The organism is Tahibacter soli (assembly GCF_025717065.2).
Taxonomy (GTDB): domain Bacteria; phylum Pseudomonadota; class Gammaproteobacteria; order Xanthomonadales; family Rhodanobacteraceae; genus Tahibacter; species Tahibacter soli.
The window spans coordinates 462,120-476,450 of record NZ_JAOVZO020000017.1; the positions used below are offsets into that span (position 1 = coordinate 462,120).

Sequence of the window (14,331 nt, forward strand, 5' to 3'; positions counted from 1 at the left end):
CCGTCGAACGGGCGTTTATTTATTGACTAATGCACTGTTGTTCCTCGACGAAATGCGCCAGGCGACGAACGCGATCGCGAGCGACGCGCAGCCGAATACCGCGAGTGCGACGCGGCCTTCGCGGTTGAACGCCGTCAGCGCGAGCGTCAGTGCGCCGGACGCCGCGAGCGAGATCGCGACGATGCGCGCCGGCGCGTGGTCGACGCTTTCGCCGGGCGAGAGCGGCGTCGGCGCGTAGGCGGCGACGCGCGCTTCGATATCGCGCCACACGGGCTGGTCGGTGCGGCGCATGACGTGCGCGATCGCGAGCAGCACGACCGGCAGCACCGCGCCGATCAGCACGTCGGTCATGCGCGGATTCGCCTGCGTCCACGCGGCGAACGCGCCGCTGCCGAAAGGGCCGTCTGCGCTCATGCCGAACTTGACCCAGACGCCCGTCGCGAAGCTCGTGCAGGCCGAGCCGGCGACGGCGGCGAGGCCGATGCGACCGCTCAGCAGGCCCCAGATGATCGGCGCCATCAACGGGCCGAACAGCAGGCCGGTCAGCGTCAGGATGATCTTTTCCGCGCCGCCCATGAGCGGCACGAGCAGGGCGACCGCGGTCAGTGCCGCGCCGATCGCGAGCGTGAACCAGCGCCCGGCCGAGACGAGCGCGGTGTCGCTCGCGCCGGGACGAAACAGCCGGCGATAGAACTGTTCGGTCAGCACACCGGCGAACACGTTGATCTGGCCGCTCACCGCGCTCGCCGTCGCCGAAAACATCGCCGCCATCATCAGCCCGAGCATGCCGGCCGGCAGCACGAGCTGGCTGGCGAGGATGTAGGCCTGCTCCGGATCGGCGTCGGCGCGCAGCATGCGAAACAGGATCGGCGGCGTCAGCCACAACGCGGGGCTGACGAGGTACAGCGCGCCGAACAGCCAGGCGCTCTTCTTCGCGTCGATATCGCTCGGCACGCAGATGTAGCGCTGCGCGAACGCCCATTCCGCGCCGACGAGAAAAAAGTGCACGCCGACCCAGCCGGCCATGAACCACAGGGTGTACTGGTCCGACAGCGGCGAGAAAAACGTCGCCGGCAGAACGGCCGTCGCGCCGCCGTCGTGCACGCGCAGCCACAACAGCGGAATCACGAACAGCACCGCGAGCTGCAGCACGATGAACTGCAGCACGTCGGTCATCAGCACGGCCCACAGGCCACCGGCGACGGTGTACGTCACGACGATCGCGCCGAACAGCAGCACCGCGAACGTCAGCGACAGATGCCCGGTCGCCGGGTCGCGCAGCCACGCGCCGGGTTCGAGCGGCACGAGCGCGACGAGCATCACCGACACCGCGTACAGCGCGACGCCGGTCGAGACGATGCGCACGCCCATCATCGCCCACGTATAGAACTGCACGGCGGCCGGACCGAACCGCAGTTCGACGAACTCGGCAGGCGTCGTCACGCCGGTTCGCCGCCAGCGGCCGGCGACGAAGAACCCGACAAGGATCGCCGACACGCCGATGCACGTGTTGATCGCGATCGCGACGACGCCTTCGCGATACGCAAGGCCGCCCCACACGACGAACGTGCCCGCCGACTTGAGCGTCATGAAGCCGCTCAGGCCCGACACCCACCACGGCGACTTGCCGCCGGCGGCGAACATGTCTTTCGACCGCCGGTTGCGCCTGGCGTAGTAGAGGCCGATCGCGAGCGTGCCGACGAGATACAGCGCGAGCACGACGGTGTCGATCAACGACATGGCATGGGCTCCGCGACGATCAGAAGCGCGCGCGGAACGTCACGCCGGCATAGCGGCGGAAGTCGCGCGGAATCTGCTGCGCATAGGCGTTCGCGCCGCCGGCCGTGCCGACCGCCATCATGCCCGCCGCGTACTGCTTGTCGAACAGGTTCTTGACGAACAGGCCGACTTCGTACTGCCCTCCCGAGAAGTCGAGACCGAACGACAGGTCCGCGACGCCGTACGAGCCCTGGCGCAGGTTCGGGTTCTGCGAAATGTCGAACACGACATCGCTCTGCCAGCGCAGATCGGCCTGTACGTACCCGTCGACGTCGCCCGAGAGCGGCGCCTGATAGCGGCCGCTCAGCACGTAGCGCCGGTCCGGCGCGTTGACGAACGGCTTGCCGTCGAGGTTCTGCACGGCCGGACCGCCCGGCGTCGCCGGCGCGCAGCCCTGCGCTGCGGTCTGGCCGGTGTAGCAGGGGCCGTTCGGCACGTCGATGAAGCGCGCGTCGAGGAACGTCGCGCCGCCGGTGAGGCTGAAGTAGTCGAACGGATAAATGGTAAATTCCACTTCGACGCCGTCGACCGCGACGCCGCCCGCGCTGGTCAGCACGACGAGTCCCGCGGCCGAATTGAAGGTCTGCGCCTGGTAGTCGTCGAAGCGCGTGCGAAAGCCGGTGACGTTGAGCAGCAGCCGGTTGTCGAAGAACTGCGTCTTCAATCCCGCTTCGACGAGCTTCGAGGTTTCAGCAGGCGCAGGCAAGCGCGCGAACTGCGCGGCGGAAAGGCCGAGCGTCGCGGCGAGGCCCTCGCTCTTGTAGCCGGTGCTGTAGCTGACGTAGCCGGTGACCTTCGGCGCGAAGCGGTACGTCACGCTCGCCTTGCCGATCGTCGCGCTGTCGTCGTAGTTGCCGACGACGGGACCGAACGCCGGATTCGTCGGCGCCTGGTTCGATCCGTTGAAATAACCCGCGACCGGGCGCACGAAGCGCAGCCGCTGGTTTTCCCACAGGTGGCGCAGGCCGCCGGTCAGCGTCAGCGCGTCGGACAGATGCCAGTTCGCCTGTCCGAACGCCGACACGTTGCGCGTGTCGACGACGGAGTTGCCGGTGAGGATCGCATCGTCGCCGGGCACGAGCGGCACGATCGAACCGTCCGGATTGATCGTGCCGACCGCGCCGATGTTGAGGCCGCGCCGGTCGAGGAAGTTGTACGCGGACCCGTCGAACCAGTAGGCGCCGAGCACGTAGTCGAGCACGCCGCCGGTCGGCGACGTCAGGCGCAGTTCCTGCGTGCGTGTCGTGCTCGATTCGATGTTGAAGTTCTGGCGGATGAAGCGGCCCGGCGTGTTGTCGAGGTCGACGTCGCTGACGTTTTCGAAACGGCGGTACGCGGTGATGCTCGTCAGCGTGTAGTCGCCGAACGTCCAGTCGGCGGTGATCGACGCGCCGTAGTTCTTCTGGTGCACGAACGGGTCGACGTCGTTGTTGACCTCGTCGTTGCCGGGACCGACCGGCGTGCCGGTCGGCACGGCGCGCGGGTTGTTGCTCGCGACGGTCAGCGGCAGCGCGCAGCAGCGGGCGTCGAGCTTCGAGTAGTCGGCGCTGAACAGCACTTCGAGCGGCGATTCGCCCGGCTTCCACGCGAGCTTGCCGCGGAAACCGTACGCTTCCTGGTCGTTGACCGTGTCGCCGTTCGCGCGATTGGTCACGTTGCCGTCCTGCGTGCGGTAGAAACCCGCGAACCGGTACGCGACGGTGTCGGACAGCGGACCCGACGCGCTGCCGTTGACGCGATATTCGTTGTCCTGCGCGATCGTCGCGGACATCTCGCCGCCCTGACGGTCGAAGTCCGGCGCGCGCGTGACGACGTTGATCACGCCGGCCGACGAGTTCTTGCCGAACAGCGTGCCTTGCGGGCCGCGCAGCACTTCGACGCGTTCGATGTCGCCGAGGTCGCTGAACGCCGAGCCGGGACGCTGCAGCACGACGCCGTCGACGACCGTCGACACGCTGGCCTCGACGCCGGTCGAGAACACGTCGGTGCCGACGCCGCGCACGCGGATCGAGTTGTTGCGCAGTTCGTTGCCGGCCGAGAACGACACGCTCGGCACGATCGCCGTGAGGTTGCTGATGTCGGTCGCGTTGACGCGCTCGAGCGCGTCGCCGCTGACGACCGCGACGGCGACCGGAATCTTCTGCGGATCTTCTTCGCGGCGCTGCGCCGTGACCGTGATCGATTCGAGCCGTGCGGGCTGTTTCGTTTCGTTCGGCGCGGTCGCAGGCGCGTCGGCAGGCGTGTCGGCGCCGGCCGACGCCGGGTCGCTTTCGGTTTCGGCAGGCCCGGCGGCGACATCGGCCGCGCGCACCGTCCCGTTCGCGCACAGCACCGCGAGTATGGCCAGTACCAGATATTGAGTACGCATCACTTCCTCCCCCGAACGGTTCTTTGGTTTTGTCGGCATGCGCCTGTCGGCGGTGCGTTATAGCACGCAGTTTCTATATTTGGAACATCATTCCAAAATACGGTTCAGTATGTTGGTTTGACCGGAAACCAGCCGGGCCGGGCGGGGTCGAGATAGGCGCCGGAAATCGCGTCGACGCGATAGCGTTCGAGCTGTTCGACGTCGATCTCGACGCCGAGCCCCGGTTCCGTCGGCACGGCGTAGCCACCGTCGCGCAGCACGGGCGGATTGCGCACGATGTCGCCGGCGAGATACGCGCGTTCGGTGTCGATCGCGATGTCCATGTTCGGAATCGACGCGGCGAGATGGACGTAGGCCGCCTGCGACAGGCCCAGTTCGCCGCCGCTGTGCAGCGTGACCGACAGGTCGGACGCCTCGGCGATCGCTGCGGCCTTGATGGTCTGCCAGAGCCCGCCCGCCTCGTGCGGATCGAGCAGGATCACGTCGGCGGCGTCCGCGCGTACGATCGCGGCGACGTCTTCGAGCGTGTACGCGCTTTCGTCGAGCGCGACGGGTGTCGGCTGCGAACGCCGCAGGTCGGCGTGGCCGGCGAGGTTCTCCAGCGGCAGCGGCTGTTCGATGTACGCAAGATCCAGCGATTCGAAGCGGCGCAGCATGCGTTTGGCGGTGCCCGGATGCCACGCGCCGTTGACGTCGGCGCGCAGCGGCGCCGCGCCGATGCGCGCGCGCACCGCTTCCAGGATCGCGCCGTCGGCGGCCTCGCCGAATCCGATCTTGGCCTTGAACGTGTCGTAGCCCTGGTCGGCGAACCACGCCGCCTTGTCGGCGCAGGCGCGCGCGTCGCTCAGAAACAGGTACGCCGACGCGCGCACGTCGGCGCGCCACAGGCCGCCCCAGAGGGCATGCAGCGGCTGTCGCGCGGCCTTGCCGAGGGCGTCCCACATCGCCATTTCGAGTGCCGCGATCGCCATTACCGCGGCGCGCTTGTGGTGGTAGTAGCCGGCGCCCAGCACGTGGCGGCCGAACCGCTCGACCTGGCTGACGTCGTAGCCCAGCGCGAGTTCGGCGACGACTTTTTCGAACACGGCACGTACCGTTTCGATCAGGCAGATCGTTTCGCCCCAGCCCACGATGCCGGCGTCGGTTTCGATGCGGGCGACGAGCCGGGTCGCGCCGGTGCGCGCCCCGGACGCCCACGCGATCGACTCGGTCAGGGGCATGCGTACCATCCAGTAATTCACTTCCACGATTTTCACGGCGGGCTCCGTCAGTTGTCGGAACGCCGTTCTATATTATAGACTGACCACAATCAACCACAGGGAACGTCCATGATTCCGGCGAGACAAAACCCCGACGGCGGCGACGCGGCCGACGGTGCCGACGACGACAAGCGCTACGACGCGATACCGGGCGCGCAGGCGCTGACGAAGGGCCTGAGTCTGTTGGCGCTGATCGCGGACGCCCCCCATCCGCTGCGGTTCGGCGATCTGTCGCGGTATTCCGGCATGCCGAAGAGCACGCTGCATCGCATGCTGCAGGCGCTGTCCGACTTTCGCCTGATCCGCGTCGACGAAGCGACGCAGACGTATCGGCTCGGTCATCGGCTGTTCGAGATGGCGCACCGCGTCTGGAGCGAATTCGACCTGCGCAGCGCGGCGGAGCCGGAACTGATCCGGCTCAGGGACTTCACGCACGAGGCCGCGCGCCTGGGCGTGCTCGACGGCACCGAGGTGCTGATCATCGATCAGCGCGAAGAACTGCAGCCGATGCGCATGGCCTACGGCGTCGGCAGCCGCCTGCCCGCGACCGCGAGCGCGATCGGCAAGGCGCTGCTCGCGTACCGGCCGCCGGAAGAACTGCAGCGCTATTTCTCCGGCCGCTCGCTGCGCGCGATGACGCCGAACTCGATCTTGAATCCGCTGGAGATGCAGCGCGAACTCGATCTGACGAAAGCGCGCGGCTACGCGATCTCGGTCGAAGAGCAGGCGATCGGCGTCAGCGCCGTCGCGGCCCCGATCCTCAACCACCGCGGCGAATCGATCGGTGCGATCAGCATCAGCGGTCCGTCGTTCCGGCTGCCCTCCGACCGGCTGCACGCGCTCGGGCGCGACGTGATCGAATCCGCGCGCCGCGTATCCGGCAACGTTGGTGAAACTTTTATGTCGATTTCTACGGCCGTCAGCCCCGCTCATGCCGCCGACGGCCAGGTGCGGTGTGTCGTTCCTTCGAGCGCGTTTCTCGGCGAAGGGCCGCACTGGCTCGGCAACGGTCAGTCGCTGTTGTGGGTGGACATTCTCGCGCCGGCGATTCACCTGTCGAACGTCGCGAACGGCGATACGCGCACGACGGCGCTGTCCGAACTCGTCGGCGTGGTCGTGCCGCGCCGGCGCGGCGGCTACGTCGCGGCGACGCAGAGCGGTTTTCGCAGCGTCAATCCGCAGACCGGCGAGATGGCGGCGCTGGCGAGCCCGCCCGGCATGGCCGGACGCCGCTTCAACGACGGCAAATGCGACGCCGCCGGCCGGCTCTGGGCCGGCACGCTCGCGCTCGACGCCGGCCCGGGCGGCGGTTCGCTGTACTGCCTCGACGTCGACGGCACGCTGCGCGAGATCGAAAGCGGATTCCACATCTGCAACGGACTCGGCTGGAGTCCCGACGCGAAGCGTTTCTATCTCGCCGATTCGGGGCGACGCGAAATCTACGTCTACGACTTCGACCTCGCCGCCGGCACGCTGTCGAACAAGACCGTGTTCGCCAGATTCCAGGAAGCCGACGGCATGCCGGACGGACTCGCGGTCGATGCGCAAGGCCACGTCTGGTGCGCGATGTGGGACGGCTGGGCGATCCGGCGCTATGCGCCGGACGGCGTGCTCGAACGCACGATCTCGCTGCCGGTGCCGCGGCCGACGAGCTGCGCGTTCGGCGCGGAAGGGCTGAAGACGCTGTTCGTGACGTCCGCGCGCATCCGCCTCTCGGCGACGCAGCTTGCCGCGGCGCCGCTGTCGGGCAGCATCCTCGCGGTGCAGGTCGACGTAGCCGGCACGCCGGTCGGCGAATACGGCGGCTGAGATGGCGACCTATCCTTCGCTGTCCGGCCGGCTCGTGCTCGTCACCGGCGGCGGCGGCGGCATCGGCGCGGCGATCGTCGAGGCGTTCGCGGCGCAGCATGCCGACGTCGCTTTCGTCGACGTCGATGCCGACGGCGCCGCGCGGACCGTCGCGCGCGTCGTCGACCGCGGCCTGCCGCCACCGCGCTGCGCCCTCGTCGATCTGCGCGACATCGAGCGCACGCTGCAGACGGTCGATACGCTGCTCGGCGGACGCGCGGCGCACGCGCTCGTCAACAACGCCGGCAACGATACGGCGCAGCCGCTCGCGGAAGTGACCGTCGCCGACTGGGACGACCGCGTCGCGGTGAATCTGCGGCATCAGTTCTTCCTCGCGCAGGCAGTGTCCGCCGGCATGCGCGCGGCGCGGCGCGGCGCAATCGTCAACCTCGGCTCGATCGCCTGGATGATGGGGGCGGCGGGCGTACCGGTATACGCGACGCTGAAATCGGCGGTCGCCGGCCTGACGAAAAGCCTCGCGCGCGAACTCGGCGCCGACAACATTCGCGTCAACGCGATCGCGCCGGGCTGGGTGCTGACCGAGCGGCAGCTCGCGAAAGGCGCCGCCGATCCGTCGAAGTTCCAGCGCTATCTCGACCGGCAATGCCTGAAAACGCATCTGCGGCCCGAGCACGTCGCCGAACTCGCGCTGTGGCTTTGCGCCGACGAGAGCGCGCTGTGCACCGGCCAGACGTACATCCTCGACGGCGGCGTGATCTGATGACCCCGCGACCCGCACTGATCGGCGTCGACTGGGGCTCGACGAACCTGCGCGCGATGCTCGTCGGCGACGACGCGACGGTGCTCGCGCGCCGCAGCGCGGAAGTCGGCGCGGCATCGCTGCCGTCCGGCACGCATGCCGCGGAACTCGCGCGCGTGATCGGCGACTGGCGCGGTGACGGCCTGCCGGTCGTCGTCTGCGGCATGGCCGGCGCGCGCAACGGCTGGCGGGAAGTGCCGTATCTGCCATGTCCCGCGAACGCCGCGGCGCTGCACGCGGGGCTCGTCGAGGTCGAGCCGGGCGTGTGCCTGGTGCCGGGCGTCAAATGCGAAGACGGCGATGCGCTGCGCGACGTCATGCGCGGCGAAGAAACGCAGGCGATCGGTCTTGCGCCGGCGGCGGACGACGAACTCGTGCTGTGTCCGGGCACGCATTCCAAATGGATACGCGTGGTCGACGGACATATTTCCACTTTTCGCACCTGCGTCACCGGCGAACTGTTCGCGGCGCTGTGGCCGCGCTGGCAGGCGACAGCTCCCATTCCCGACGCGCCCGCGTGGCCGGCGTTCGAGCGCGGCGTCGAGGCGGGCCGCGCCTCGCCGCTGCCGACCGCGCTGTTCTCGGCACGCATCGGCTACGTCGCCGGAACGCTCGCGGCGGGCGAGGTTTACGACTATCTGTCCGGCCTCGTGATCGGCGCCGAAATCGCGGCGTGCGCCGATCTCGTGCCGGCGGCCTGCCGCCTCGTCGGCGCGCCGGCGCTGGCGCGGCGCTATGCGCGCGCCCTGGCCCTCTGCGGCGTCGCGGTCGCGGCCGTCGACGCCGAAGCCTGCGTCGCACGCGGCCTGCTGCGCGTGTCGAACGGGACGTTGCGCGCATGACGCCGGGGCTCGACGCTCCGATCGTCGCGATCCTGCGCGGCCTGCGCGTCGACGAGGCGGTCGATGTCGGCGAGGCGCTGTGTGCCGCCGGTATCCGCGCGCTGGAAGTGCCGCTCAATTCGCCGCGCGCATGCGACAGCGTGCGCGCGCTCGCGCAACGTTTTCTCGGGCGCGCGCTCGTCGGCGCCGGCACCGTGCTGACGCCGGCCGATGTCGACGCGGTCGCCGACGCGGGCGCCGAACTCGTCGTATCGCCCGACGCCGATACGGACGTGATCGCGGCGACGCGCCGGCGCGGATTGATCGCGTTGCCCGGCGTGTTCACGCCGACCGAAGCGTTTCGCGCGCTGCGCGCCGGCGCGCACGGCCTGAAGCTGTTTCCGGCGGAAGTCGCCGGTCCGTCCGGTCTGCGCGCGCTGCGCGCGGTGCTGCCGCCGGCGACGCGCGTGTACGCGGTCGGCGGCGTGTCGCCGGAAAACGTCGCGGAGTGGCGCGCGGCCGGCGCCGATGGCATCGGCGTGGGATCGGCGCTCTACAAGCCGGGCATGGCGCCGGCGACGATCCGGCGCAACGCCGAGGCGTTCGTGCACGCCTGGCAAGCCGCCACGAACCGGCGGTGAACCGTCAGGCGTTGCGCGCGAACACCCGGTCGAGTACCGCGCGTGCCGCATATGGCGTGCCGAGCCGGCGTGCATTCGCGCGCATCGCGGCGAGCCGTGCCGGATCGGCGACGAGCTCGCGCACGCGGTATTCGAGCGCGGTCGCGTCGACGGCCTTCAACGCGGCGCCGTGCTCGAGCAGGTAGTCGCAGTTGCGTTCTTCCTGGCCCGGTATCGGCGCGAACACGATCATCGGCAGGCCGAGCGCGAGGCACTCGGACGTCGTGAGGCCGCCGGGCTTGCTGACTGCGAGATCGGCCGCGCCCATCAGCCGCTCGATGCGGTTCGTATAGCCGTGCGGAAACAGCCGGCCGGGATGGCGCTGCGCGAGCGCCTGGAGTTTTTCGAGCATCGCCGCGTTGCGGCCGGCGAGCGCGATCAGCTGGAAATCGACGTCGAGCGCGAGCAGCGTTGCCGCCGCCTCGTCGAGCGCGCCGACGCCGGCGCCGCCGCCCATCAGCAGCAACGTGGTCCTGGCCGGATCGAGCCCGAGCTCGCGCGCGCAGTCGGCGCGGTCGGGAATCTCGGCGAACGCCGGCATGATCGGAATGCCGGTGACGTGCACGCGCTCGGCCGGCAGGCCGCGCGCGCGCATGCGATACGCGACCTCGTCGCTCGCCGCGAAATAGCCGGCCATGCGCGGCACTTCCCACAGCGCGTGCAGGTCGAAATCGGTGACCTGCACCCACACCGGCGCATCGAGCCGTCCGCGCTCGCGTTCGCGCAGCAACAGCTCCGCCGGCAGGAAATGCGTGCAGATGACGATGTCCGGCGCGAACGCGGCGATCGCCTTGCGCAGATCGCGTGCGTTCAGGCGCTCGATGCCGCGGCGCAGGCGCGCGCCGGGCGCATCGGCCGGCGTTTCGTTCGTGATGCGGTACAGCTGCGCCCAGAGCGCCGGATACTTGTCCACGAGGCGCAAATAGTAATCGGTATACAGTTTGCGGAACGCGGCGGTCACGTGATCCATCACGTCCAGATGCAGCGCTTGCGCACCGTAGTGCGCCTGCGCCGCGACGCGCAGCGCTTCGGCCGCGCGCGCGTGGCCGGCGCCGGCCGAGACGGAGAGCAGCAACAGCCGCGGTGCGCTCACGCCCAGTCGCCGCGCAAGGTTTTCACCTTCGCTTCGAGCGCCTCGGCGGTCGCTTCGGCGGCCGGCACCGGATCGCTCGCGGCGAGGCCGATCTTCGACCAGAACCGGCGCGGCAGACGCGAGCGGCCCAGCGCGGTGTCGCGGCGGCTGAACACCGAGCCCCACAGGCCGCGCAGCGCGAGCGGCACGACCGGCACCGGCCGGCGCGCGAGGATTTTTTCCACGCCGCTCCTGAACTGCGCGATGTCGCCGTCGCGCGTCAGGCCGCCTTCCGGGAAGATGCACACGAGTTCGCCCTCGGCGAGCGTGGCGTCGACCGCGTCGAAGGCCTTGGCCAGCAGTTCGGGATCTTCCTTCGAGCCCGCGATCGGAATCGCCTTGGCCGTGCGGAAGATGAAGCTCAACACCGGGATGTTGAAAATCTTGTAGTACATGACGAAGCGCACCGGCCGGCGCACGCTGCCGCCGATGATCAGCGCGTCCATGTAGCTGACGTGGTTGCACACGAGGAGCGCCGCGCCGGTGTCGGGAATGCGCTCGAGCCCGTCGAGCTTGATGCGGTACAGCGTGTTGACGAGGATCCACGACAGGAACCGCATCAGGAACTCGGGCACCAGCGTGTAGATGTAGATCGCGACGACGGCGTTCATCAGCGCGGTGGCGAGCAGCAGGCCCGGAATCGACAGGCCCGCGGCGTTGAGCAGCACCGCCGACAGGCCGGCCGCGACGACCATGAACAGTGCGTTCAAGATGTTGTTCGCGGCGATCACGCGCGAGCGGCGGGCGGGGTCCGAGCGCGTCTGGATCAGCGCGAACAGCGGCACGATGAAGAAGCCGGAGAACACGGCCATCAGGAAGATGTCGACGAGCACGCGCCACACCCACGGCTGCGACAGCAGCTGCGCGACGTGCAGACCCTGCGCCACGGCGAGATCGGGCTTGGCGAAATACATGTCGACGCCGAACAGCGTCATGCCGATCGATCCGAACGGCACGAGGCCGATTTCCACCTTGTGGCCCGACAGGCGCTCGCACAGCAGCGAGCCCAGGCCGATGCCGAGCGAGAACACGGTCAGCAGGAACGTGTAGACGCCCGCGTCGCCGCCGATCACGTACTTGGCGTAGCTCGGCAGCTGCGTGATGAACACCGAGCCGAAGAACCAGAACCACGAGATGCCGAGGCACGACAGGAACACCGCGCGGTTGCCGCGGATGTAGGTGAGGTTGTTCCAGGTCTCGCTGAACGGATTCCAGTTGATCTTGAGGTCGGGTGCCGGCGAGGGGACCTTCGGCATCATCAGCGAGCAGCCGAGGCCGACGAGGGCGATCAGGATCGTCGCGCCGCCGACGAGCCACGCGCCGGTGTCGGGTATCGCGATCAGCGTCGCGCCGAGGTTCTGGCCGAGCAGGATCGCCAGGAACGTCGCCATCTCGATCAGGCCGTTGCCGCCGACGAGTTCGCGCTCGTCGAGCACCTGCGGCAGGAGGCCGTATTTGAGCGGTCCGAAAATGGTCGAGTGCAGTCCCATCAGGAACAGCAGCGTCATCAGGAGCGGGATGTTGCGCCAGACGAAGCCGGCGACCGCGACCACCATGATCGCCAGTTCCAGCGCCTTGACCCATTGCGCGATGCGCGCCTTGTCGAACTTGTCCGACAACTGGCCGCTCGTGGCCGAGAACAGCAGGAACGGCAGGATGAACAGGCCGGCCGCGAGGTTCGTGTAGAACGCGCTGTCGGCGCTCGACGCCGCGGCGATCTGATAGACGACGAGAATGACGAGCGCGTTCTTGAAGACGTTGTCGTTGAAAGCGCCGAGCGCCTGCGTCCAGAAGAACGGCCCGAAGCGGCGCGAGCGGAGCAGGGCGAACTGGTTCGATTCCGACATGGAAGCTTTCCCCGGGGATCGCGCCGGAGCCTAGCAGAGCCCGGCGTCGCGTGAATGTTTTCCGCTCGGGAACGCACCATTCAGGCGTACCGGCTAAACTTGCGGTTTCTCAAGGTTCAGGCCCCGTCGACCCCATGAAATTCACCCGCATCGCCTCCGCGCTGATTCTCAGCCTCGCCGCGACGGCCGCTTGCGCGGAATCCGCGCTCAAGCCGCTGCCGGAGCCGAACCTCGGTCAGATCGACAAGGCGCAGGCCGAGCAGCTGACCAAGAATCGCGCCGACTTCGAGAAGGCGAGAAAGGACCTGATCGGTCCGCCGCTGGCGCAGGCCTACGCGATGATGGCCTCGTCGTACTACGCCGCCGGCTTTCCCGACATCGCCGCGATCGCGCTCGACAACGCCGTCGTGGTCGTGCCCGAAGACGGCCGCTGGATCTACCTGCAGGGCGTGCTGGCGAACGCGCGCAAGCAGCAGGCCGCCGCCCGCGACTATTTCGAGCGCGCGTTTCTCGTCGACAAGTCGTATCTGCCGATCCGCATCGCGCTCGCGACGGCGCTGATCGAGCAGGGCAATCTCGATCGCGCGCGCCAGATCACCGACGACGGCGTGAAGGATTTCGGCAGCGCCGCGAAGCTGCACGCGATGCGCGCGGAGATCGCGCTCAAGCAGAAGCGCTACGCCGACGCGCTGTCGGCGTCGAACGAGGCGCTCAAGCTCGACCCCGACGCGACGAGCGTGTACGCGCTCCAGGCCGACGCGTACCAGGCCCAGGGCAACGCGAGCGCCGCGCAGGCGGCGAGGGCGAAAGCCGGCAACACGCCGCCGGTGATGGGCGATCCGCTCGCCCAGGGCTTTCTCGGCGGCGGCGCGCAGACCGCGGCGCCCGACGAGAGCAATCCGATCGTGCGCGCGTCGCGCCACATCGCCGCGCGCCAGTACGACGAGGCGCGCAAGGAACTCGACGCGGCGCTCAAGCAGGCGCCCGGCGACATCGGCGTGCTCGGACTGTACGCGCGCACCGAAGCGCTCGCGGGCAACCGCAGCGCGGCGGCATCGCGCGCGGCCGAGGCGCTGCGCGCGGCGCCGAACGACGCGCAGGCGTTCCTGACACGCGGCGTCGTCAACGAAACCGCCGGCGACGAGGAAGCGGCCCGGCGCGACTACGAAAGCGCGATCCGCGCCGATCCCAACGCGGCCGAGGCGCGGCTCTTGCTCGGCAACTATCTGATGCGCAAGGCGCAGTACGGTCAGGCCGTCGAACAGTACCGTCAGATTCTCGTGATCGACCCGCAGCGCTTCGAGGTCTACGGCCACATCGTCGGTGCGCAGGTCGCAAACGGCCGCTGCGCCGAATCGCTCAAGGAATTGAACGATGGGATGCGCGGCAACCAGCGCCAGGGCTTTCTCGCGCAGGTGTTCGTGCGCGTCGCGAGCACGTGCCCGGCCGCGAACGACACCGAGCGTTCGCTCGCGCTCGACATCGGCCGCAAGCTGTACGTGCAGCGGCCGATGCCGCAGGTGACCGAGGCGTTCGCGCTCGCGGCGGCGGCGGCCGGCAAGTTCGACGATGCGGTGCAGCTGCAGGGCGGCGCGATCTTCGCCGCGGTGCGCGACGGCGGCACGCCGGCGTCGGCGCCGTTCCAGGAGTTCTTCAAGCAGTTCCAGGCCAAGCAGAAGCCCGAGCGGCCGTGGCCGAGCACGAGCCCGTTCTTCAAGCCCGAGCGCCTGCAGCCGGCGCCGGCGCTGCCCGCGCAACCGGCGGCGGCGAAACCCGCGGAAAAGCCGGCAGGCTGATCCCGTCCGCGTGATGCACGACCGGCGGAAGCCGTTCCGCC

Annotated in this window: 10 protein-coding genes; 5 read left to right on the forward strand and 5 right to left on the reverse strand. The window is 69.1% G+C overall.

Features of this window, described 5'->3' with window-relative positions:
* Nucleotides 1-15: 15 nt before the first annotated feature.
* From OD750_RS13210 to OD750_RS13220, 3 genes are all read right to left on the reverse strand, one after another.
* Nucleotides 16-1,740, reverse strand: coding sequence for a sodium:solute symporter family transporter (locus OD750_RS13210; protein ID WP_263545704.1), 1,725 nt, complete (start codon nt 1,738-1,740; stop codon nt 16-18).
* A gap of 19 nt (nt 1,741-1,759) precedes the next feature.
* Nucleotides 1,760-4,147, reverse strand: coding sequence for a TonB-dependent receptor (locus OD750_RS13215; RefSeq protein WP_263545705.1), 2,388 nt, complete (start codon nt 4,145-4,147; stop codon nt 1,760-1,762).
* A 104-nt stretch (nt 4,148-4,251) separates the two neighbouring features.
* A complete protein-coding gene (locus OD750_RS13220) occupies nt 4,252-5,403 on the reverse strand; it encodes a mandelate racemase/muconate lactonizing enzyme family protein (protein ID WP_263545706.1) in 1,152 nt (383 codons plus the stop codon).
* 72 nt (nt 5,404-5,475) lie between these two features.
* On the opposite strand from OD750_RS13220, the gene OD750_RS13225 reads away from it, so the two are divergent.
* The 4 genes from OD750_RS13225 to OD750_RS13240 are packed head-to-tail and all read left to right on the forward strand — an operon-like array spanning nt 5,476 to nt 9,476.
* Complete coding sequence (locus OD750_RS13225) at nt 5,476-7,215, forward strand: SMP-30/gluconolactonase/LRE family protein (protein ID WP_263545707.1); 1,740 nt, start codon at nt 5,476-5,478, stop codon at nt 7,213-7,215.
* Nucleotide 7,216: 1 nt separating this feature from the next.
* A complete protein-coding gene (locus OD750_RS13230; protein WP_263545708.1) occupies nt 7,217-7,975 on the forward strand; it encodes an SDR family NAD(P)-dependent oxidoreductase in 759 nt (252 codons plus the stop codon).
* Nucleotides 7,975-8,856, forward strand: a complete 882-nt coding sequence (locus OD750_RS13235; RefSeq protein ID WP_263545709.1) for a 2-dehydro-3-deoxygalactonokinase — start codon at nt 7,975-7,977, stop codon at nt 8,854-8,856. The genes OD750_RS13230 and OD750_RS13235 overlap by 1 nt, the downstream gene beginning before the upstream one ends.
* Nucleotides 8,853-9,476 carry a 2-dehydro-3-deoxy-6-phosphogalactonate aldolase gene (locus OD750_RS13240; RefSeq protein ID WP_263545710.1) on the forward strand — a complete coding sequence of 208 codons (624 nt, stop codon included), beginning with the start codon at nt 8,853-8,855 and terminating at the stop codon, nt 9,474-9,476. Before OD750_RS13235 ends, OD750_RS13240 begins: the two co-directional genes overlap by 4 nt.
* Nucleotides 9,477-9,480: 4 nt before the next feature.
* Here OD750_RS13240 and OD750_RS13245 read toward each other — a convergent pair whose 3' ends face one another.
* Nucleotides 9,481-10,608: an MGDG synthase family glycosyltransferase gene (locus tag OD750_RS13245; protein ID WP_263545711.1), complete on the reverse strand. Its 1,128-nt coding sequence runs from the start codon at nt 10,606-10,608 to the stop codon at nt 9,481-9,483.
* Nucleotides 10,605-12,494, reverse strand: a complete 1,890-nt coding sequence (locus OD750_RS13250; protein ID WP_263545712.1) for an MFS transporter — start codon at nt 12,492-12,494, stop codon at nt 10,605-10,607. The genes OD750_RS13245 and OD750_RS13250 overlap by 4 nt, the downstream gene beginning before the upstream one ends.
* Before the next feature lie 134 nt (nt 12,495-12,628).
* Between OD750_RS13250 and OD750_RS13255 the strand changes: the two genes are divergently transcribed.
* Nucleotides 12,629-14,290 (forward strand): tetratricopeptide repeat protein, encoded by a 1,662-nt coding sequence (locus OD750_RS13255; protein WP_263545713.1) that lies wholly within the window; start codon nt 12,629-12,631, stop codon nt 14,288-14,290.
* The last annotated feature ends 41 nt before the right edge of the window (nt 14,291-14,331 follow it).